Origin of the sequence: Paenibacillus ginsengarvi (genome assembly GCF_003626695.1) — a bacterium.
Classification (GTDB): domain Bacteria; phylum Bacillota; class Bacilli; order Paenibacillales; family NBRC-103111; genus Paenibacillus_AB; species Paenibacillus_AB ginsengarvi.
This window is the reverse complement of sequence record NZ_RBAH01000020.1, coordinates 109,579-132,183: the sequence shown is the minus strand read 5'-3', so window position 1 is coordinate 132,183 and position 22,605 is coordinate 109,579. Positions and strand designations below refer to the sequence as shown.

At 58.1% G+C, this 22,605-nt stretch carries 15 protein-coding genes; 8 read left to right on the top strand and 7 right to left on the bottom strand.

Annotation, left to right across the window (positions count from 1 at the left end; translation table 11 throughout):
• Positions 1-10 precede the first annotated feature (10 nt).
• The 3 genes from D7M11_RS24280 to D7M11_RS24270 are packed head-to-tail and all read right to left on the bottom strand — an operon-like array spanning position 11 to position 3,313.
• Entirely contained in the window at positions 11-1,018 is a 1,008-nt protein-coding gene (locus tag D7M11_RS24280) for an NAD-dependent epimerase/dehydratase family protein (protein ID WP_120749853.1), read from the bottom strand.
• A complete protein-coding gene (locus tag D7M11_RS24275; RefSeq protein WP_147433487.1) occupies positions 1,009-2,325 on the bottom strand; it encodes an ATP-grasp domain-containing protein in 1,317 nt (438 codons plus the stop codon). The genes D7M11_RS24280 and D7M11_RS24275 overlap by 10 nt, the downstream gene beginning before the upstream one ends.
• Complete coding sequence (locus D7M11_RS24270; protein WP_120749851.1) at positions 2,315-3,313, bottom strand: beta-ketoacyl-ACP synthase III; 999 nt, start codon at positions 3,311-3,313, stop codon at positions 2,315-2,317. The genes D7M11_RS24275 and D7M11_RS24270 overlap by 11 nt, the downstream gene beginning before the upstream one ends.
• A 192-nt stretch (positions 3,314-3,505) precedes the next feature.
• Between D7M11_RS24270 and D7M11_RS24265 the strand changes: the two genes are divergently transcribed.
• From D7M11_RS24265 to D7M11_RS24245, 5 genes are all read left to right on the top strand, one after another.
• Positions 3,506-5,827: a helix-turn-helix domain-containing protein gene (locus tag D7M11_RS24265; protein WP_120749850.1), complete on the top strand. Its 2,322-nt coding sequence runs from the start codon at positions 3,506-3,508 to the stop codon at positions 5,825-5,827.
• A gap of 227 nt (positions 5,828-6,054) precedes the next feature.
• Positions 6,055-7,032, top strand: coding sequence for an ABC transporter permease (locus D7M11_RS24260; RefSeq protein WP_120749849.1), 978 nt, complete (start codon positions 6,055-6,057; stop codon positions 7,030-7,032).
• A 14-nt stretch (positions 7,033-7,046) separates the two neighbouring features.
• Complete coding sequence (locus D7M11_RS24255; protein WP_240041285.1) at positions 7,047-7,934, top strand: carbohydrate ABC transporter permease; 888 nt, start codon at positions 7,047-7,049, stop codon at positions 7,932-7,934.
• Positions 7,935-8,055: 121 nt separating this feature from the next.
• The gene (locus D7M11_RS24250; RefSeq protein ID WP_158606806.1) at positions 8,056-9,648 is read left to right on the top strand and encodes an extracellular solute-binding protein; all 1,593 of its coding nucleotides are present in this window, start codon (positions 8,056-8,058) and stop codon (positions 9,646-9,648) included.
• A gap of 107 nt (positions 9,649-9,755) precedes the next feature.
• Complete coding sequence (locus tag D7M11_RS24245; protein WP_120749846.1) at positions 9,756-11,723, top strand: hypothetical protein; 1,968 nt, start codon at positions 9,756-9,758, stop codon at positions 11,721-11,723.
• A gap of 95 nt (positions 11,724-11,818) precedes the next feature.
• Here the strand turns inward: D7M11_RS24245 and D7M11_RS24240 are convergent, their stop codons facing one another.
• From D7M11_RS24240 to D7M11_RS24230, 3 genes are all read right to left on the bottom strand, one after another.
• On the bottom strand, positions 11,819-12,349 hold the full coding sequence (locus D7M11_RS24240) for a GNAT family N-acetyltransferase (protein ID WP_120749845.1): 531 nt from the start codon (positions 12,347-12,349) through the stop codon (positions 11,819-11,821).
• 64 nt (positions 12,350-12,413) lie between these two features.
• Entirely contained in the window at positions 12,414-12,680 is a 267-nt protein-coding gene (locus tag D7M11_RS24235; RefSeq protein WP_120749844.1) for a hypothetical protein, read from the bottom strand.
• 143 nt (positions 12,681-12,823) lie between these two features.
• Complete coding sequence (locus D7M11_RS24230; protein WP_120749843.1) at positions 12,824-13,948, bottom strand: N-acetylmuramoyl-L-alanine amidase family protein; 1,125 nt, start codon at positions 13,946-13,948, stop codon at positions 12,824-12,826.
• Between the two features lie 222 nt (positions 13,949-14,170).
• Between D7M11_RS24230 and D7M11_RS24225 the strand changes: the two genes are divergently transcribed.
• On the top strand, positions 14,171-15,085 hold the full coding sequence (locus D7M11_RS24225; protein WP_120749842.1) for a polysaccharide deacetylase family protein: 915 nt from the start codon (positions 14,171-14,173) through the stop codon (positions 15,083-15,085).
• A gap of 125 nt (positions 15,086-15,210) precedes the next feature.
• Here the strand turns inward: D7M11_RS24225 and D7M11_RS24220 are convergent, their stop codons facing one another.
• Complete coding sequence (locus D7M11_RS24220) at positions 15,211-15,984, bottom strand: SDR family NAD(P)-dependent oxidoreductase (protein ID WP_120749841.1); 774 nt, start codon at positions 15,982-15,984, stop codon at positions 15,211-15,213.
• Between the two features lie 584 nt (positions 15,985-16,568).
• Between D7M11_RS24220 and D7M11_RS24215 the strand changes: the two genes are divergently transcribed.
• Positions 16,569-18,821 carry a M60 family metallopeptidase gene (locus D7M11_RS24215; RefSeq protein ID WP_193556267.1) on the top strand — a complete coding sequence of 751 codons (2,253 nt, stop codon included), beginning with the start codon at positions 16,569-16,571 and terminating at the stop codon, positions 18,819-18,821.
• A gap of 100 nt (positions 18,822-18,921) precedes the next feature.
• Complete coding sequence (locus D7M11_RS24210; RefSeq protein ID WP_120749839.1) at positions 18,922-22,458, top strand: M60 family metallopeptidase; 3,537 nt, start codon at positions 18,922-18,924, stop codon at positions 22,456-22,458.
• The last annotated feature ends 147 nt before the right edge of the window (positions 22,459-22,605 follow it).

Below are 22,605 nucleotides of genomic sequence, written 5' to 3'. Positions count from 1 at the left end.
ATGGTCCCGCTTACGACTTCAAGCCGTCTTGGCGCTCCCGCCATTCGGCATAGGCGATCATACCGTCCCTGACGGTGACGGCCGGCGAATAGCCGAGCTCGCGACGGGCCGCGCCGATGTCCAGCGTCTGGCTGCGGCCGATCATCGACGCCGTCGCCCGGGTCAGCATGGGCTCCCGCCCGCTTGGGGTCAGAAGCGCCGCCAGCTCCATCATCCCGGCGGCCGCGTAAGCGACGGCAAACGGCAATCGCCGATACCGCACCGGCAGCATCAGCAAACCGAACAACTGGCGGGCCGCCTCCGCAAACGGTATCGGCTCCCCATTCGTAATATGGTAAATGCTGCCGCACACCGACGCCGGAGCGGACTGGCAGAGCAGCAGCGCCTGCACCGCATTGTCGACATAGGTGAGGTCGATCAGCGCGTTCCCGCCGTCGATCAGCGGGATGCCGCGGGTCAGCCCCGCCTCGATCAGACGGGGAATAATCGAGCCGTCCTCCGGACCGAACAGCGCCCGCGGACGAACGATGACCGCAGGCAGGCCATTCGCGCACGCATCCAGCACCGCCAGCTCGGCAAGCCGTTTCGTCCGCGCGTACGAACTCGCCTGCCGAGCGGGAAGCGGGTCCGACTCGCGGACGTTCAGCCGATGCGACGCGCCGAAGCAAACGCTGGGAGTAGAGACGTGCACGAGTCTCGCCACTTCATGCTGGAGGCAGCCGGTTATGACATGCTCAGTGCCCCGTACGTTGCTTTCATAAAATGCGGCGTAAGGTCCCCAAGCCGCGGAACGGGCGCCGCAATGAAAAACGGCGTCCTGCCCGGCGCAGGCGTCCACTACCCGGTCCCGGTCGCTCAGGTCCGCCTGCACGAAGCGAATACCCAGACGCCGCAGCTCCTCGCCCTTCGCCGTCTGCCGGCCGAGGGCGGTTACGTCCCATCCTTTCTCCAGCAGCGCAAGCGCCAGCTTCTTGCCGAGAAAACCGGTCCCGCCGGTTACAAGCGCCCTCATTGCCATCCTTCGTCTCCGTTCCACTCGATATCGCCGGTTGACGCCTCCATCATTGTCTGTCCGCGGGCGCGGGCGATCCGGCGCAGCTCGGCGAGCATCAGCAGCTGCTCCCGGAACGGACGCGGATCGTCCCGGCGGTACACCGCATCGCGCGCCGAAGCCAGCTTGCGCAGCCATGTCCTAAGTCCGCCTCCCCGCCAGCCGAGAGCGAGCATCGGCAGCGCCAGCATCGCTTTCGTCCGGGGCTGCGGACGGACAAACGTATCGCCGAGCGACTCCGGCTCGAACAGGGCCGCGGCCAGCCCGTCCTCCGGCCGGAACAGATGGATGCCGCCGGTCGTCCGGGGATTGCACTCAAGCGGCAGCAGCCTCCCGTCCGCCGTTTCGATGAAATCGAAGGCGAGCTGTCCCGTAAACCGTTCCAGCCGGGCGAACGTCCGCACCCACTCCGTCAGCGCCGGATGCTCCAGCGGCTCGTAATAGAAACACGCGCCGCTGCGGATCGAATAGGTGACCGCATAGGCGGCGTGTGCGGTCAGCTTGCCGTCATGCACGATGCTATATGTGCACAGGCCGCGGCCTGTAACCAATTGCTGGGCTATCCAGGGGAAGCCATCCTCCGGTGCTTGTGCCGCAAACATATTGCTTTTGCCACTGCCCTGAACGGCTCCGAACGTACGCGGCGTACCGGCTGCGCCAGCCACCGGGCGGATCAAACGTACCTTCGTGCCGGAACGCGAAAATTCCAGCTTCAGCACGAAGCCGTCCGCGTAGTCCCGCATCGTTTCGTCCGCAGGCGAAGCGGCGGCGATACGTTCCATCCATTCGCTCCATTCTGCCGGAGTGGCAAGCAGATGCGTCGCAGGTACAGAAAGCCCGAACTGCTCCGCCCGCTTTATAAACGACCATTTGCTGTACAGCCGCCGCAACTGCCCGAGAGGAGCGGCGAATACGCGGCATATTTGCCCGAGCCGTTCCAGACCGGAAGAGACGTAAAACAGCTCCTCGCATGTCGGAACGATCCAGTCGATTCCTTCCCGCCGGACGATCCGCTCGAGTTCGTCCAGAAAGCCTTCCGTATCGCGTGCCGGGCTCGGCACCCTGCTGCTTCCAGCGACGGCGTTCGAGACGCGGCACAAGTAATGCTTCAAGCTCTCCGCGACGTGCACCTCGCAGCCGGCGGCGGCGAGCAGCCGGGCCATCTCCAGCGCTACAGGCGCACGACCGCCGGTCAGGAGCACCTTGCGCCGCTTGACCCGGACCGCGTACGCGGCGCTTCCTCCCCGCTTCCCCGCATCCATCCTAGTAGTCAAGCACGACGCCTCCCAGCGACAGTCCGGCCGACGTGCCGAGCAGCAAAACCCGTTCCCCGCGCCCGATCCGGCCGCCGCGAATCGCTTCGTGAAGGCCCATCGGAATCGAAGCGGCTATTGTGTTGCCGTGGTCCGGCGTAATACACAATAGCCGGTCGTCCGGTATGCCCAGCTTGCGCGCCAGCAGCCTCATCGCCATCGCGCTCCCCTGATGCGGGACGACCAGCTTGATGCTGTCCATCCCGCAGCCGGCTCCGGCCAGCAGCTTGCCGAGAAAACCCGGCAGCTTCTGCGACGCCATCCGGAACACGGCATCTCCCCGCATATCGAACAAATAATGCTCGGCCGCATCCGCCGTATAATCGGCGGCGGGCATGGCGCTCCCGCCGCCGCGTATTTCCGACAAATGGGCGCCGGCGCTGTACGTTTCCATCGCCGCGCACAAAATTTGCGACGGCTGCCCGACTTCCGCCGGTCCGATTACGACCGCCGCCGCCCCGTCGCCGAACAGCGCCGCGCTCTCTTTATGCCGGAAATTCAGCCCCTTCGAGGCGACCTCGGTCGAGACCAGCAGCACATGGCGGTATCTCCCCGCAGCGACCATGTAGGACATGACGTCCAGACCGGCCACGAAGCTGAGACAGGTCGAGTTGATATCGAAGGCGGGCACGCCGGATTGCTGCTGGCCCATCGCTTCCTGGATCAGTGCGGCCGTGCAAGGAATCGGCTGCTCCATCGTGCCGCTTGTGCATACGAGGCAATCTATGTCCGCAAAGGAGAGTCCCGCCGCCTCCAGCGCGGCGTATGCCGCCTTCGCCCCCATCTGCGAGGCGGTTTCATCCTCTATGAAATAACGTTCGATCACTTTTGTTTTTTTGCGTACCCAACCTTCCGGCACACCAAGCGCGGCATCCATCTCCGTATCGGAAACCCGGCGCTTCGGCATATATTTGCCGGTTCCGACGATTCGTACTTTCCGATTTTGCATACAGCACCTCCGTCGTCACCTTCCAAGATGTCGGTACTTGTATTGTAAAGGAAAATGCCCGCATAGGAAGTACTATCTTTTCATAATCCCCCTTCCTAAGACTCCGCCGCTCATTGAATTTGCGAAAAAGATCGACTACAATTACGGGTATCGCGGCATCGCTTTCACGATGCATAACCCAGGAGAACAACTGTGAAGATCGCTCAAATGTGGAACAAATTCATAGCGAATAGGTGGCTGACCGCGCTGCTGCTGCTCTCCATCTTCCCGCTGCTGCTGTTCGGCGCCATCATATATCATATCGGCAGCGGCATAATCGAAGCGGAAATTCACCGTTCCTCGAAAATGACGCTGGCCCAGATCAAGGACCAGGTGGACCAGATCACGCAGCAGGCCGAGGACAGCGCGGCGCAGTTCTCCTTCCAATCGAATGTGCTCGATTTTACCGATATCGGAAGCTCGCCTCCCCTCGGCTCGCTGCTGCTCTCCGCCCGGTTGATGAACGACATCTCGTCGCTCAAAAACTCGATACGCTCGCTCGACTCCATCTACCTGTACCATTTCCGGCAAAACATCGTCATCACCTCAGGCAAAATCGTGACCGTGAACGAACAAAGCTTCCCGGATAACGGCTGGATCGCCCCCGCGGAGGAAGCGGTTCGGCAAAAAAAGCAAAGCTTCTGGATTGCTCCGCGGACGCTGAAGGAAGTCGGGGCGGAGAAAAAAGTGTTTACGTATATCCGCATTTTGCCCCCGTTCCATACCGAGCCGAACGCCGCGCTCGTGATGAATGTGGACGCCCGGTTCATTCACGATATGGTGCAGAGCTTCCCTCTGGGCTCGGACGGAAAGCTGCTCGTCTATACCGACGACGGCGAGCTGATTACGCAAGCGGGCGAAGCGCGGGCTTCGGACGCCTCCGTCATCGAGCGGCTGCTTTCTTCCAAATCGGCGCAGCTTTCGGCCAATAACAGCATGTTGCTGAACGACCTGAGCGCCTACGCGACGCTCGAGCGGTCCGAAGTACGCGGCTGGAACTATGCGCTGCTCATTGATTCGAATGTTCCGACCGAGAAGGTGCGTCTGCTGAAGCAGGTCGTTTTGGCGCTGTCCGTCCTGCTCTCGCTTTTCTCTTTATTGACCGCTTACTTCAGCTTTCAGCGGTTTCAGCGCGGAGTGCGCCGCATTTTCGAGCTGCTTACGAGGCATGACGAGCGAATCCGCGAAACGGAGCCCGACCTGCCCGGTATCCCGTATGACGCCCGCGTGCAAAGCATCGAGACCCGGATTTCCTCCTTGCTCGAGGAAGTGGACGTGGTCCGAGCCCGTTGGAAGGAGCAGCTGCCTTTGCTGCGGTCGCATTATTTGCTCTCGGCCATCGTCGGCGGAAGCGGCGCGATGGATGCGCTCTCCGACTACCGCAAGCAAACAAGCACGGAAGCGTTCGACTATCCGACGTTCGCCGTACTCGTCGTCGCGATGGACGAGCCGGCCGACGGCAGCCGCTTCGGCCCCGGAGACGAGCCTTTGTTTATCAATGCCGTATCCAACATTGCGAGCGAGCTGCTGCACCAGTACCGGACGGAAACGATCGTTGCCCATGCGAGCGCCATCATTATTTTGAATTTCCGCGAAGCTACGTTGGAGAGCGAAATTTTACAAGCGGCCGAGCTGCTGCGGCAGGCGATCAAAAAATATTTGAAGCAAACCGTTTCGATCGGCGTCGGCCCGAAGGTCGATTCGTTCTCGCACCTGTCCGCGAGCTACCGGGACGCCGTTCAAGCGATGCATCTCTACCGGACGAAAGCCGGCGACGAGGTGGTCCGGCTCGGCTATAACCGGACGGGCGAAATCAAGACGATTCATTATCCGTCCCATCTCGAGCAGGAGCTGACCGACCGGTTCCGTATCGGCGACCGGCAAGGGGTGGCGGCGAGCCTCGGGCAGTTCGAGCGCTATTATGAAGCGCATCCGATCTCGCTATCGCTGATGCGAACGTTTTACTTGCAGCTTCTCGTCGCGGCGATCCGGGTTTTGCAGGAGTACGATGAGGAGCTGGAGGCGATTTTCCCCGATCGCAACCCGTACACGGAATTTCTGCAATTGGAACGAAGTTACGAGATGCGGATGTGGCTGCAAACGCAGTTTTTCGATCCGGCGATCCGTTTCCTCGAAACGCTAAGAAAACGCAAAACGAAAGAAACCGTCGCCTACGTGCTCGACTATATTCACCGCAACTATTCCCTTGATCTCGCTTTTAAGACGCTGGCCGACGAGCTCGGAATCAGCCAGTCGTATTTGAGCCAGCTGTTCAAGGAAGAGATCGGCGAAACGTACACGGATTACTTAACCAAATACCGGGTCGGCCAAATCAAAAAGCTGCTGCTCAAAACCGAGCTGACGATCGCCGAAATCGCCAAGGAAGTCGGATACGGCAACGCCCAGCAGCTGATTCGCGCCTTCAAAAAATTGGAGCAGACGACGCCGGGCGAATACCGGGCGAGCCACAAGTAAAAACGGCCGTTTTCGCCGTTACCGAACATTTGAACATCGAAACGTAATGCATCGCGTCAGGCAGCCGAGGCTCCGTCCCGCATACGTCCTTCACAAGATCGAGTCGCTCCGGCGGCTCGGTCTTGTTGTTGTTGCCGGCTAAACATTTGCATATGGACTCGTAACGATTCGCCGGATTATGATGGGGCCACAGAACCGAGAGAACCGACAGAAAGGATTACGATACTATGGCGAATGCGGCCCATGCGTGGCCGGAACGAAAGCGGAACCCTTCGGCTGGCCGCCGAAAAACCGAAAGCAAGCTCCGCTCTCTCTGGCGTTCGTATACGAACAACAAATTTTTGATCGCACTGTTTCTGCCGGGCTTTTTCATCTTCTTCCTGTTTGCGTACGTGCCGATGTACGGACTGCAAATAGCCTTCAAAGATTTTCACGTGCTGGAAGGCGTGTGGGGCAGTCCCTGGGTCGGGCTCGACAATTTCGAGCGGCTGTTCACCGGGCACGGCTTCACCGATGCGCTGCGCAATACGATCGTCATTTCTTTATTAAAGTACGCGTTTACGTTTCCGGCGCCGATTATTCTTGCCTTGATGCTGAACGAAGTGCGGAGCGTGCTGTTCCGGCGCATCATTCAGACGATTTCCTACCTGCCCCACTTCTTCTCGTGGGTCATTCTCGCCTCTATCTTGTTTTCGTTCCTCGGGATGTACGGCGCCGTGAATCAGCTCATCGGGCTGCTCGGCTTCGAGCCTGTGCTCTGGCTGCAGCAGCCGGACAAATTTTACGGCATCCTGATCCTCTCCGATATATGGGCCGGCGTCGGCTGGGGGTCGATCATTTATTTCGCCGCCTTGTCGGGCATCGACCCTACGCTGTACGAAGCGGCGATCGTAGACGGCGCCAGCAGATGGCAGCGCTTGTGGCATATTACGATTCCCGGCATGATGCCGACGATTCTCATCATGCTGCTGCTCAATATCGGCCACTTCCTGTCGGTCGGCTTCGACCAGATTTACAATCTGATCACGCCAATGACGAGCAACGTGGGGGATATTCTCGATACGTACGTACTCCGCAACATGCTTTCGATGGACTACGGGCTGGGTACGGCCGCAGGCTTGTTCTCCTCCGTATTCGGACTGCTCCTGTTATTCGCGACGAACTGGCTTGTGAAGCTGTACGATCGCGACCAGGGACTATGGTGAAAGGGGGATCCGCCTTGAACTCGCTCCGATTGACAATAGGCGAACGATTGTTCAACATACTCAACATTGCGCTGCTGGCGCTGCTCGGGATCTGTACGCTGTATCCGTTCCTTTACGAGCTCACGATCTCGCTCAGTCCTCCCGAAGAAGCGGTCCAATCCGGGTGGCATCTGTTTCCCGATCACCCGACCTTGCAGGCGTATGCGCAAATCCTGAAGCGAAGCGAAATCCACACTGCCTATCTGGTAACGATAGCCCGTACGATCGCGGGAACGGCGCTCGCCTTGATGCTGACGTCGATGGTCGCCTATCCGCTGTCGCGTAAAACCTTTCCGCACCGGAAAACGCTCCTGTTTCTGCTCATTTTCAGCATGATGTTCGGCGGAGGTCTCATTCCGTCGTATTTGCTCAAAAAAGAGCTCGGCTTGATCGACAATTTCCTCGTCTACATCGTTCCGGGCGCCGTAAGCGCATTTAATGTCATCATTATGCGCAATTTTTTTCAATCGATTCCGGAGGAGCTCGTCGAGTCGATCAAAATGGACGGAGCGAACGAGCGGATCGTATTAACGCGGCTTATCGTCCCGCTCAGCCTTCCGGTGCTGGCTGTCGTCGGGCTGTGGACCGCGGTCGAGCAGTGGAATGCATGGTTCGATTCGTTAATTTACACGAATAAGCCGAATTTGCAGGTGCTTCAGCTGTTTTTGCGGCAGGTCGTCATTACCGAGACGAGCTCGTTCCTCGGCGATGTGTCGCGAGAGGCGAACGCGCAGCGGGCGATGACCCCGGAATCGATGAAGGCGGCCACCGTCATGATCATTTCGATGCCGATCGTCATCGTGTATCCGTTCATCCAGCGTTTTTTCGTCAAGGGCATTATGCTCGGGTCCGTAAAAGGGTAAGCCGCTTTCCGAAATCGGCGTACTGGATTCGGGAAAGTTGCCCCAAACTATTTACTACCGGTGTTTAGCCATTATGGCGACATATATAGAAACCGTACATTCAAGGGAGGCATGGATCGGCATGAACGAAGCGGGAAAGCGAAGCAGCGGAAGTCGATTGTGGACAGGAGGGGTAGCGGCCATTGCCTTGTTTGCCGCCGTTCTTGGCGGCTGCGGCAAGAGCGAACCGAATACCGGCGCAGATGGAGCTTCGGCCTCGTCCAAGCAGGGCGAATCGGGGAAATCGGGCGAGCCGATGGAAATTACGTGGATGGTTCGCACGAATACGGGCACGCTCCCGGACAATTCCTACGCACAGAAATATATTGAAGACAACTTCAATGTGAAGCTGAAAGTAACGTCCATCGGCTATGACGATTACCAGCAAAAGCAGAAAATTTTGCTTTCCTCCGGCACGGTGCCGGACGTCTTTTACGCCGCTTCTCCGGCGGATCTGAAAAAATTCCAATCGATGGGCATTTTGGCCGAGGTGCCGAAGGAAACGATCCAGCAATCCGCTCCGGGCATTTTCGCGGGCATCAACAAGTACGCCGCCAGCAGCTGGTACATCCCGAACGTGAACGGCAAAAACTACGGGCTGCCGACGTATTATTATTCGGGCCAATTTGCGAGCAGAGCGGTATGGCGGACGGATTTGCTGCAAAAGGCGGGTATCGCCAAAATTCCGGATACGCTGGAGGAGCTGGAAGCGGCGTTCGCCGCGCTCAAAAAAATTGGCGTCACCGGCATGACAAGCAGGGGCAACTCCGAATTCGCCGCCTTCCTGCAAATATTCGGCGCTTACGGCATCATGCCGACGCAGTGGATGCTGAAGGACGGCAAGGTCGTCAACGGCGCCACGCAGCCGGAAGCGAAGCAAGCGCTGACGCTGCTCGCCGACTGGTACAAGAAAGGCTATATCGATCCCGAGTTCGTTACCGGCAAGGATACCCAGCAGAAGGTGCTCGACGGTAAAGTGGCGATGTTCGACTATGTCGGCGCGGATACGTTCCCGTCATGGGTCGACGCGCTTAAGAAGGCCAATCCGAGCGCGACGCTGGAAATGGCTCCGCCGCCGAAAGGACCGGGCGGCAGATCGACATGGGCGTGGGGCCTCACGGGCAACTCGTGGGTATTCGGCAAGCAGCTCGAGAAGCAGCCGGAGAAGCTGAAGAAAATATTGCAAATTTTCGATACGCTGCAAAACGACGAGAGCAAATACGTCGGCATGTTCTGGGGCGTCAAGGGCACGCATTGGGATTATATCGATCCGGCCAAAGGCGTCGCAGGCGGACTGAAGTATTTGCCGCCTTACACCGACTCGAACGAAAGAGACAAGCTCGGTCTGGACAGCAGCTACGCGAACTTGTTCGTTCAGCAGCCGAACCCGGCGATCGCGGACAAATATTACGATCAGGAGCTGCTGAAGGTACAGAAGCAGGGCAACTACCCTCAAACCGGAATGTTCGGCAAAGCCGATGCCGTGCCGGACGCAGGCAAATACTGGTCCGATCTGATCAAGCTGAAGGTGGAAACGTACGCCAAAATCGTCAGCGGCATGCAGCCGGTTTCCTCCTTCGACGACTTCGTCAAACAGTGGAACGATCTCGGCGGCACCGCGCTCGAGAAAAACGCTAATGAGCTGTACCAGCAGCTGAAAATCGACAACAAATAAACGGCAGCCGGGCGGGACCGCTTCCCTCACCCTGACGATACAGGCTAGGAGCGGTTCCGCCTGAATGCTTCCTGCCCTACAACCGGCTCGAAAGGAGTGCGCCTGCAATGTTTTACGATTTGGCGGGACAAAAAGAAAGGCGGCATCACTTATACGCCAAGCTGGCGGAGTACAGTCTGGACTATTTCGACGAAGCGGGCCGCTGGATCGGAGCCCAGCGGGAGCCGGGGCTAAGAGAACGTTTGTGGTACGCCTTGTCTTACTGCGCAAGCGGGGACGAAAGGGCGATCGCGACCGCGAACCGTATCATAATCGCATCGACGTTTACGAAATGCCATTTTACGCCGATGGCTGCCATGCAGCTGTTGACGAATTACACCATGCTTTTGGACGAACGCGCTATCGGAATTCTGGAGGGCTACGTGCTGTCCGTGCTCGACGGGTACAGGCACCCCGATTTCGATTTTCGCGGCGCCAACGATAACTTCCCTACGATGGGCTGCTACACTTTGCTTGCCGGAGCGCTTTACTTCGGCCGGCCGGACGAATACGGGCTCGGCGTCCGCCGTATGCAGGAGCTTCGGGAGCTGCTCACGCGCCGCGGCTTCGTAACCGAGTTCAACAGCCCGACTTATTCGCCCATCCAGATTCATTGCCTCGCGGAAATGGCGGAATTACGCGTGGAGCCGGACATCCGCCGCATGGCGCTGCAAATCGAGGAGCGGCTGTGGGTCGACGTCTGGAGCCGCTACCACCCGACCACGTATCAAACGGCCGGGCCGTATTCGCGGGTGTACGAGGTCGATTCAACGGCGCATACGCACCAATCGCGTTTTATCCTGTATGCGCTTCTTGGCGATACGCTGGCGATCAATCCGATGAACACGTTATTTTCCTCGAAACATGGGAAGCAGGGCGAGCTGATTCATAACAACCTGCCTTTCATGCAAGTAAGCGTAGGCTGGCTGCTCTTTGCGACGTATCACTGTCCCGCCGCTCTAGTCCGGCACGGACTGCACAAAACGTACCCTTACCGCGTACAAGGCACATCCGAGCATGCCTCGTCCGGCGATTATGCGCAGCCGGCCGATCCCTTCGTCTCGGACGATATGTACGAAGTGCCGGCCGGATCAAGCAGCGGCTCGACCTATATGACGGCCGACTACGCGCTCGGGGTCAGCGCCCGCGAATTCCGAACGGGCGTTTTCACCGATTCGTTCCATCTGCTCTATAGGCGCAGGCGCGAGGTCGTTTCCCAGGCGGATGTGGCGACCGTGTACGCCAATTACATCGTAAACGAGAAGAAGCCGGGGCAAATGAATCCATATGCGGAACTGAACTGGCACGATTGGGTCGATTCCGTTCTGGACGAAGGGCGAAAAATCGGCATGCAGCACGATCGGACGGCGATGCTGTTGTACAAGCCGAAGATGGTGCTGCATAGGCAGGTTACCAGCTTGAAGCTGACGCTTCTCTTCTCAGCCCGATACGGTTATGTCGAAGAAGTGTGGCTCGGAGAGCGGCGGCTGGACGATCTGGAGGGCGGAAGCGCCGAGCCGTGCCCGGTATTCGTCAAGGACGGGCCTGTCTACATGGCGTTTTTCCCGCTTATTTTCGTCAACCACGGCAGAGAGCGGGCCGTAAAAGTGGAGAAGGTCAACGGTTATTTGACCGTTTCCTTCTATAATTACGAAGGGGCGGCGCGGGATTTTGCGAAGCGCGGCTTCTTGCTCACGGGCAACGGGTTCGTTGCGGAAGTGCGGAGCGAAGCGGAGGTCGGCAGCTTCGACGCCTTTCGGCAGCTGTTTCGGAACGTTCGAATCGTCGACGAATGGGCGTATGGAAACGCGATTACGTCGATGCGGCGCACCGTGTACGAACGGGACGACACGAAGCTGGAGTGCATCTGGAGTCCGTTGACCGAAGGGGTCAAAATGGCCGCGATCAACGGAAAAGTGCCGAAGGAGCCACTTCTGGCGATTACCGGCATCGATACCGCCAAGCTTCCTTTTCTCGAAGAAGAAGCCGAGGAGGCAGGCAAGTCTCGAGGGAACTGCAGCATCGCCCCCAGATAGCGGAGAGCTGCAGGCGCTCCAAGCATAGATAGGCTGCCGGCCGTTTCAGGGCCGCAGCCTATTTAAAACACAGGACACTTCTCACTCGGTGGGGATCACGAAGGCTTGATGCGAAAGAGCACGTGCCGGCACAAAGGGCTCGCCTTCTCGACCTTCGGATGCTCGAAGCTTTTTACAAAGCTCATGCCGATACGTTTCATTACTTTTTGCGACGGCTCGTTCAGCTCCGCCGTAAAGCTGTACACCTCGCCGAAGCCCAGTTCGGCGAAGCCATGCCGTAAGCAGGCCGCCGCCCCTTCCGTGGCATAACCGTTCCCCCATGCTTCCTGCTTCAGTCGCCAACCGATCTCGATGCATGGCGTAAAGTCGGCCTCGAACGCGGGCCGATGAAATCCGATGAATCCGATAAACTCGCTGCTTTCCTTAACCTCGACAGCATAAAACCCGAACCCGCATTCCTGGAATTCGGCTGTGATGGCGTTGTAGAACGCCTTCGTCTCCTCGGGCGACAACGTTTTCGGAAAATACCGCATCACATGCTTATCCGCGTTCATGCGGCAAAATGGCTCCAGATCGGACTGCTCCCAATCCCGCAAGCGCAGCCTCGGTGTTTCGATATGGATCATGATACACCTCCCGCTCAAAAAAATGGCGACTGCCGGACCTTCCGGCGCCGCGAATCGGTGCAATCTATTTCAGCACAGACTTCAATAAGATTTCGTTGATTCGAATCAAGTCCTCGTCGATCCGAACAAGCGACTCCTCTTGTTCGTAATTCGCTTTCAGCGTCTCGACCAGCGCATCGGCCGACAACAAGGCGCTATGCTGAATTTGCAGCAACAGCTGGATGCTCAGCGCCGTTTCCAGAGGCAGCACTACATTCGCATTATGTCCCTGGCCTTTTGCCTTACTGATGTGAAGTTTCAGCGTCTCCAGCGCCTTTTTATTTTTACTCATGAAACCCCTCCCGACTCTCCTCTTTCCACCAGTGTAACATGTATCCTTCTGTTCCATCTGCTTTACCGGCAAAAAAAGCGGGATCGACATGCGCGGCGCGCAGCGATCCCTAGTGTCAGTCTGGTTTCGATTGTCCGTGTACCTCAATCGCCGAAATAATCCGCAAGCCCGGCCGCGATGGCGGCGGCCGCTTTCCGCTGGTAGTCGTCCTTGCGAACAGTCGCCTCGTCTCGAGAGTCGGTGAGAAATCCTAGCTCCAGCAGCACGGCGGGCTGCTTGTTTTCGCGCAGTACATGGTAATCGCCGAACGAGATGCCGTTGCTTTTGAGCAGCCCGTTCCCCTTCGCAAGACGCCCCTCGATCGCTCGGGCGAGCGTCCGATCCTTCGACTCGGAATAGTAATAAACGAGCGTGCCCGACACTTTTTTCGGAGAAGCGTTGTAATGAATGCTGACAAACGCATCGGCCTGCTGCTTGTTGCTGACCGCCGCTCTCTCGGAAAGCTCCGGCTGCTCCCCGTCACTTTTCCGGGTCATAATCACTTTGGCTCCTGCGCGGCGGAGCTCGTCCGCAACCAATTCGGCGGTGCTTAGATTAATTTTTTTCTCCTCGGTTTTGTGGGTAAGACCGATCACGCCCGGATCGCCGCCGCCGTGACCGGGATCGATGACGATCACCTTGTCCCGCAGCCCGCCTTGGGCTGGCTTCTGCGACTGCACCTCGACGCTGCCGGGCTGGCCCACATACCGCTCCGATACCCAGCCGACCGCTCCGCCCGGCGTTTTCACCTGAAGCCAGCCGTCCTTGCCGCCCGTAATCGCGAGCCGCGTTCCTTTCACCAGCAGTTCCTTCTCCTTGCTGTCAGTCCCCGATCCTTCTCTCATCCATAGCATGTCCGCCGTAACGACGCCTTCTTTGGCGGCCGATGCACTGGTCACCGCGGCCGTTTTTACCACAGTCTCGCTTTTCACTGCCGTCTGCTGTTTGACCGTGCCAGTTTTGACCAAATACTGAGCCGCGACCCAGCCCGTCTTGCTCCCCAGCTTAACCTGCGCCCATCCGTAAGCTTCGTCGGAGACGGTAACGGCCGTCCCCTTCGTAAGCGAACCGATAACGCTCGCCCGGCTTGCCGGTTCGGCGCGAACGTTCAGCACATCCGCATCTACTTTCGCCGCATACGTTTCGGCACTCGCTTCATTCGCCGGAAACAGCCAAATGCCCAGCAGGACGCCTCCCAGCGCTAACGCGTTCCGCGCAAAAGATTTCATAATAATAGTCCTCTTGATCATCGATTTGTTTTTTGGGCGAACCTCTTCATTTTCAAGATAACATTTCCGATAAAGAGTTACAAATGCCGACAGTACCTTTTTCCCCCAAACATACCACAAAAAAAATGTTGAACAGGCTCGAAAAATGCAAAACCTGCGAACCCGTCATACGTCTAATATAGTAATAGATCCGCAGGGTCGATAGAGAGAGGATTATAGGATATGGGGAAACACAGGGGTTTGAAGCTATTCTTTATTAGCGGGGTTATGCTGGTCCTGTTTACCGGCTACGCGCGCGAGACCGCCTTCATCCGGGGTGACGAAGGGTATGTGCTCGCGAACGAGGGCAGCGTGCAAGCGCAGGCGTCCTCCGTTCCAACTGTGCCCGTCGCAGCGCAACAAACATTACCTGCGACTTCGCCTACCGTTAACGTTCAGGAGAACAAGACGGAAGCGGCGGCTGGCGTCAAACCGGAGGCGAATGCCCCGGCGCGCCAAGCGAAGCCCGAGGAAGCGGGCGCGCTTTCTGCAGAAAAACCGAAGAAGCTGAAGCGTGTTGCGCTGACGTTCGACGATGGGCCGGATGCCAAGTATACGCCGCTCATTCTCGACGAGCTGAAAAAATGCGATGTGAAAGCGACCTTTTTCGTCGTCGGCGTTCAAGTGAACAAGTATGGGGATATGCTGGAGCGAATCGTCAAGGAAGGCCACGCCATCGGCAATCACTCCTGGGATCATGCGAATTTGACGAAACGGACCCCGGAGCAGATCGGCGAGGAAATCGGCAAGACGGACGAAGCGATCCGCAAAAGGCTCGGTTCCGTGCCCGATCTGTTCCGCGCTCCGTATGGAGCGGCCGACGACAACGTGAAAAAGGCGGTCGCCACCTCCCAGCGCCATCTGATCGGCTGGACGGTAGATACGCGCGACTGGGCCGGTACGCCTCCGAATGAGATCATGGACAATATCAAGAAGCATACGAAGCCGGACGGCATCATTCTGATGCACAGCTTCGGCGGCAAAAACGGCAAGCTGGATAATACCGTGGAGGTGCTGCCGCGAATGATCGACTTTTTAAAAGGGGAAGGTTATTCGTTCGTTACCGTTCCGGAGCTTGTAGACGGACAGCGCAGCTAGATGCGCGCAGCGCCGGATAAGCAAAACATACAAGGCTATCTGCCTACTGCCAGGATTGGCGCCCGCCCGGTGAAAACTGCCGGACGGGCTTGTTTTGCGATAGGTCCCGTGGAGCTATTGCGAAATCAGGCGTTTTTGCCGAACACGACGCCGCCGTCGATATACAGCGGAGAGCCCATCATGAACTTCGAATCGTCCGACGCCAAAAACAGCGCCGCCCGGGCCACATCTTCCGGCCGGCCGAGCTCCTCGCTCAGTTGGCGCCCCCGGATCGAATCCAGTCCGGCAGCCGGATCGTCATACGACTGACGCAAATACCCCTCTACAAACGGAGTCAAAATCGTTCCAGGCAGCAGCGCGTTCACCCGTATGCCATAGGGGGCATAGTCCACCTGCATCGATTTGGTCAGCGCCAGCACCGCTCCTTTCGTTGCGGCGTAAGACGCTCTTCTTGCCAGGCCGATCTCCGCAACGCAGGACGACATCTGGATGACAACGCCCTTTCTGCGCTCCATCATGTGCGGGATCACGTACTTGCTCGGCAAGTAAACGCCTTTGATATTGATGCTCATGATCCGGTCCCAGAAGTCCGGCTCAATCTCGTGCAGCATCCCGACTCCGCTAATACCGGCATTGTTAAACAAAACGTCGATCCGCCCGAAACGGGCAATCGACTGCTCGGTCATCGCCTTTACCTCGTCCGGCTTCGTTACGTCCGCTCGAATGAACAGCGCCGTCCCGCCGTTCGCCTCGATCTGGCGGACCGTCTCCTCCCCCTTCGCTTCGTCCAGATCGTTCACGATAACGGAAGCTCCTTCCGCCGCGAACAGAATCGCCGTGGTTTGTCCGATGCCGGAACCGGCCCCCGTAATGATACATACTTGATCCTGCAATCTCATGTCTGCTTCCTCCCGAAGTTATCAATGGCGCAGTCGATTCGGTAGCACCCGTTGGCGCTCTCGCTGTCCGCTCCAGCCAAGATATAATTTATATATTATATATAATATATAAATTATATCCTCTATTTTGTAGCGTTTCAACCCTGTATGGCAAAGCCCCGAGGGCAAAATAAAAAACTCAAGACCGCAGCGACTGCCAATACGCCGTTTCTTGAGTTTGATTGTTAACCCAGTTAAAGAGTGCACAGTTGCTGCTAACGCTCGAGCTCCGCTGTCGTCTCCAAACGCGCACCCGTTCAAGCCGGACAAAGAATGATTCGATTAATAATCAAGGCAATCGACCTTGGAGCCGGATGCTCTTTTTTGCCATGTATAATATTGACAATTACTCAATTAAAGTTTAAGATTGAAACGTTTCAACAATAGTGTCCGAGGCTTCAACAATCAAGATACACCCGCCTATTCGCCAAATGGCAATCAAGGTATGGAAGTTCGAAATCACATTTTGTAAGCGTTTTAAATTTTTTAACCTTCATTGAAACGTTTCAATCAATCGATAAAGGAGTTGTAGGACAATGCGATTTATGAATAAACTGGACGCCGAATTATCCTTCTTTTACCGGGAGCTTACCGGCATTCCGACGTTTGCCGAAACCGGCGGCGTTACCGCCGTCGGCGAAGAAGCGTTTCCGGTTGCGGCCGGCCGCTCCACCCCGTTTATAGCGGCTGCCCGTTACGGAGAAGGACGCATCGTCGCCGCCGGACACGAAAGCTACTTCGACCTGTCCCAGGATGCGGACGGAATGCAGCCGTTTATGCGCAACCTGGTGGAATGGCTGTTGCAGGACAGCAGCTCTACTTTAACCGGACAAATTGACATCTTAACGCCTTCTTCGCGCGAAGCCGAATCCTCCTCAAGCTGGAGCCTCGTCCGGATCGCCGACTGGGCGGAAGAGCGCCCGGACCCGCGGACATACCCGATCGCCTGGCTTGACGAATCGCTCCGCGATACCGACATTCCGTTCGTCGAAGATTACATCAAGAGCGGCGGGGCCGCCATTGTCGCCGTCAAAGGCTGGGAGCTCGAGGAGAAGCCGTCCGTTATCGGCCGTCCGCTCCGATTAAGCGACTATCCGCTGCAAAGGTTGCTGAACAAAGCCGGACTCGGCCTGCTCGGCAATGTAGCCGTCTGGAGCGGCGGCGATCCGCTGCCGCGGCTTACCGCGGAAAGGGCGGCTCACGCGCACGCTTTATGCCTGCTCGAAAAAGCGAGATCGGTCGAAGCCGGCACTCTCTCCATCGAAGACATTCCAATCGGACCGGCCGATGCGAACGTCAAGCAAAAAACCGAAGCCGTCATGGCCGTGCTAAGCCGCACGATCGAATCGTTGACGGATGCAAGCGGGCTATACGGATGTATTCGGGAAGACGAACAAGGCCTGGCCGACGTCCCGCTGCCGCTCGACCGGTCCTCCATGCCGTACACCGGCGCGCTGCTCGTGCGCCGGTTTAAGATGGCCAGTCTCGCCGAGGACGGGGGCAAATCTCCCTATGCCGATTTATTTCCCGGCAAAGTCGCGGAAAGCGCGGACGTCATCCGAAACTGGCGCGTTCTGGTCGATTTCGGCTACGACGACCTCGGCTACTTGCGCACGCTGTACGCCCCGGGAAACTGGCAAAGCACGGGGCTGTATGCACCAGCCGGACAGCCGATCACCATCGACGTTCCGGAAGGCGCGGACGATTTGGACGTGCAGATCGGCTCGCACACCGATACGCTGTTCCATCTGTCCAAGTGGGACCGCGCGCCGCTCGTCGCGCTTCGCCAAAAGCTGTCGCCGGGACTGAACAAGCTGAGCAGCCCGTACGGCGGACTCGTTTACTTCATTCCGACCCGGCCGAAGCCGGGGACGGTCGCAACCGTAACGGTGAGCGGCGCCGTGCGAGCCCCTTATTTCGTCTTAGGGCAAACGAGCGACGAGGAGTGGACCCGTTCGCTGCGAAGCGCTCCCGCTCCGGTAGCCGAGCTGCAAGGCACGCGCATCATTTTGACGATACCTTCGGACTGCGTGCGCGAGCTCGAAAACCCGAGGCAGCTTATGGCCGATTGGGACGCCATGATCGGCAAGTTCGACGAACTGATCGGCGTCTCGCCGGATAAGCCGCTGCCGCACCGGAGCCCGAACCGGCCGCACCGGATCGTCGCCGACCGGCAAATTAGCGCCGGATACATGCATGCCGGCTATCCGATCATGATCCCGATCGAGCCTGCCGGCCGGGACGCGACCGATTTCGCCAAAGTGCGCGACGTCAAAAGCGGCTGGGGCTTTTGGCACGAGCTCGGCCACAATTACCAGCAGGTTCCGTGGTTTTGGGGGCTGATCGTCGAGGTGACCGTCAATCTGCATTCGCTCCATATGCAGGATCATTACGGCAACCGGTCCCGGCTGTTTACTACAGACAAGGAAGGCCGGACGCACTACGACAACGCGCTCGAGTTCGTAAGCAGCGGGAAGCCGGACAAACATTTCGGCGATATCGGCTTTTTCGAACGGCTCGTCATGATACGGCAGCTGCAGCTGAAGTACGGCATCGATTTTTACACGAGGCTGCATATCGCTTACCGCGAGCTGCCCGAGCACGATATTCCGCGCACCGACCAGCAGAAGCTCGACCGTCTGGTCGTCATGATGAGCAAAGTGAGCGGCAACTGTTTACTGACATTTTTCGCCAAATGGGGCTGGCCTTACAGCGACGAGGCGAGAGCCGAAGTGACGGCGCTAGGGCTGCCGGAGCCGGATGCGGAGTTTTGGATGTGGAAGGAGCCCGGCGAATAACGCCGCGACGTCCTGAAAGGGGGTGAATGATTGCTATCAGCGATCGGGAGAGCGGCGTTACCGATAAGAAAACGACGCCGCAGGCGGTAAAGGAGCATCAATGCAGCAGGTCAGTCCGGAAAACTATACGCGAGGTGAGAGCAGCTTGATTCATTCGTTCAAAAAATGGGCGATCGTTTCGCTAAGCCTGATTACGATGGCAGCCTCAGCCGGTCAGACAGCAGCCTATGCCCAAATAGCCGGGCAAACGGAAGCGGCGCAAGCGGCGACGTCAGGAGAAACGTTGCAAAACGACTTGGCACTGTTTTACAAAGATTTAGCCGGTATTCCTACGTATTCGTCCTCGAACAGCGGCGGCGTCAGCGCCATCGGGGAGCAGGCGTTCAACGTTTCCGTAAGTCAGGCGACGACTCCCAACATCGCCGCGGCGCGGTACGGGAAAGGACGCGTTTATTTGGCCGGCGACGACCTCTATTTCAAGCCTTCCGAGCAAACGGACCCAGACAGACTGAAGCTCGTCCGCAACAGCCTGCTATGGCTGACGCAGGGCAGCAAATCGGCGAACCCGGGCGTCGTCGACTACGAGGATGCGCTGGCCGGACGCGGCCGGCTGCAGATGATCACGACGTCCCCATCCAGCCGGTTCCAGGTGAATCCGGCGCTGCCGATCGACTTGAAGCGAATCGACAGCTGGTCTTCGGCCGAGCTCGATCCGGCCCGGTATCCGGTCGCTTATGTCGATTTCCCGATATTCCAAACGTCCGATGCCGACATCCCCTATTTGGAAACTTACGTCCGCAACGGCGGAAGCATAGCGGTCGCCGCCAAAGGCTGGGTGCTCGAAGCGTACGCCCCCAATTATTTGGGAGATGCCTACAAGGGGAGAACGGGGAATCTCGGCATCGACTATCCGATCCAGCGTTTGCTGAATGTGTTCGGGCTCGGGCTGATGAACAACACCGCGACGAAAACGAACGGGCTGCTCCCCGCCCCGACCGCGGAGCAAGCAAACGGCGCGCATGTGCTGACGCTCATCGCGCAAGCGAAGGCGATCGAAGCCGGAACGCTCGATATCGGGGAGGTGAAGCTCGGACCGCCGGGCGCGAACGCGACGACGAAGCTGACGATCATGGCGTCCATACTCGGCGGTACGGTTCAGGCGTTGACGCCGAAAAGTCCGCTATACGAAACGATCCAAGGCGATATCGGGAATCTAGCCCGGCTTTCCTTTCCGCTCGACCGGTCGAAAGCTCCTTACAGCAGCGCACTGCTCGCCTTCCTGCTTAACCAAACGGGCCTGGAGGCCGCGCCGGCCAAGTCGCCTTTCGCCGACCATTTTCCGGGCGTCGTTCCGGATACCGCGCAGGTCATATACGGCAAAACGATCGAGGTCGACTTCGGCTACTCGGATTACGCCTATTTGCGCATGTACCGCCCTCCCGGCACATGGATCAGCACAGGATTATACGCTCCTCCGGGCAAGCCAGTCGTTATCGACGTTCCCGCCGGGGTATCGGGCCTTGACGTGCAAATCGGCGCCCATACCGACAACTTGACGAGCAAGGACGTATGGAAGCGCATCCCGGTCGTGACGAAGCGGCAAACGCTCGTTCCGGGGCCGAACACGATTCAGAGCGCTTACGGAGGACTTATTTATCTCATTCCGACGCAGCCGAAGCCGAATACGAAGACGACCGTGTTCATTAGCGGTGGCGTCCAAGCACCGTACTACGTATTGGGACAGACGAGCGCCAGCGAGTGGAAAAACTCGGTTCGCCAATACCCGGCCCCGTGGGCGGAGCTGCAAGGACGCCGGGTCGTCGTCACCGTCCCTTCCTCCCTCATTCGCCAGCTGGACGATCCGGCGCAGCTGATGGAGACGTGGGATGCCATTGTGGACTATGACGACGCTTTGGCCGGCTTGTCTCCGGACAGCCCGCCGCCTCACCACAGCCCGATCGAGCTGCCGTTCCGTTACGTCGACGACATCCAGATTACGGCCGGCTCCGCGCATGCCGGTTACCCGATCATGTTCGACAATTACGGCACTCGGCTGACCGACGTCGCGAACGTCCGGAACAAAGGATGGGGCATCTGGCACGAAACGGGCCACGAGTATCAGCCGAATCCGTGGAAATGGAGCGCGATTACGGAAGTATCCGTCAATCTTTATTCGCTGTACGTACAGGAGAAGTTCGGCAACACTTCGAACTTGCTGAGCCGCGACGCCCAAGGCAAAGATTCGTACGACAAAGCTTTCGCGTATCTCGAAAGCGGTGCTCCGGACAAAACGTACGGCAACACGTCCCAGCTCGACCTGTTCGGACAGCTCGTCTTATTCAAGCAGTTGCAGCTGGCGTACGGCTGGGAATTTTATACGGCACTGCATACGTATTACCGCGAGCTGCCGGCGAATCAGCTGCCGCAAAACGATCAGCAGCGGATCGATACGTTCGTGGTGGCCGCTTCGCAGCTGTCCGGCCGCAATCTGCTCTCGTTTTTCGACAAATGGGCGATGCCTTATACGAAGGACGCAGTGCGCGCCAAAGTTCAGGCGCTGGGACTGCCCGAGCCGCAGACGCCGGTCTGGACGCTTCAGGAAGCGAACCCGCTGTCTCCTCCGACGATCGAGCTGACCCCGGCGCCGGACGATACCGGCTGGAACAAAACCGACGTGACGTTTACGGTCGTAAGCGGCGGCTCGCAAACGCCGGGCGTTCTGGCAAGGAGTCAATACCGGATCGGGAATACGGGAACGTGGACCAATTATACGTCACCTGTCACGATTAGGACGGAAGGCGAAACGAACGTTTATGCGCGAATGATCGATGACGCCGGCTTGACGAGCGAATATGTGTTGCAAACGATTCGCATCAAACGCCCGGCCGATCAAACGCCTCCGGTGACGACCGACGACGCGAAAGCGGGCTGGTACCGCTCGGCACAAACGGTTACGTTGACGGCTACGGATGACGGGACCGGCGTCATCCGGACATTCTACAGCGTTGACGGCGCGCCTTATGCCGAAGGGCGCACGATCGCGGTCGAGTCCGAAGGCGTTCACACGATCCGGTATTACAGCATCGACGCGGCCGGCAACGAAGAAGCCGTCCGAACGGCCACGGTTCGCATCGACAGGAGCGGGCCGGATGTGGAGGCAAACGTTACGGGCTCGGTTTACCAAACGGCCCCGATCACGATTAGCGTGCGCGTCACCGATTCGCTGAGCGGGGTGGCGAGCACCGTATATGAGTTGGATGGAAACATCGCCGGCAATCCGGTCGTTTTCGAGCCGCTTGCGTTATCGGTCGGCACGCACCTGCTCCGCGTAACGGCGACGGACAATGCCGGAAATACATCGACGAAGTCGTTTGCATTCGATGTAATTGTCGGCATCGACCAACTGGACGATATTTTGCGGACGGCGGGCGACAAAGGTTGGATTTCGAATCCGGGCATTTTGCAAAGCTTGCTGGCGAAAGCGGACAGCGTGCAGAAGAAGCGCGGCGACAAGGAGCAGGCGCTGCAAGCCTTGCAAGCGCTCGAACATGAAGTGAGCGCCCAATCCGGCAAGCACATTGAGACGGGCTTCGCGAGCTTGCTTTTGGCGGACATCCGTTATATGCAAAGCTTGTAAGCCGTAAGACAGTGAAAGCGCAAGGTAACCTCTGACCGGCCCCTAGCCCAGGGATGACGAGGTAATGAAATCGAAGAGGAGCGGCGGGACGCCTGCTCCTTTTATATATCCAACCTTTCACTCTAGCCGCCAATACGGCGTCTAATA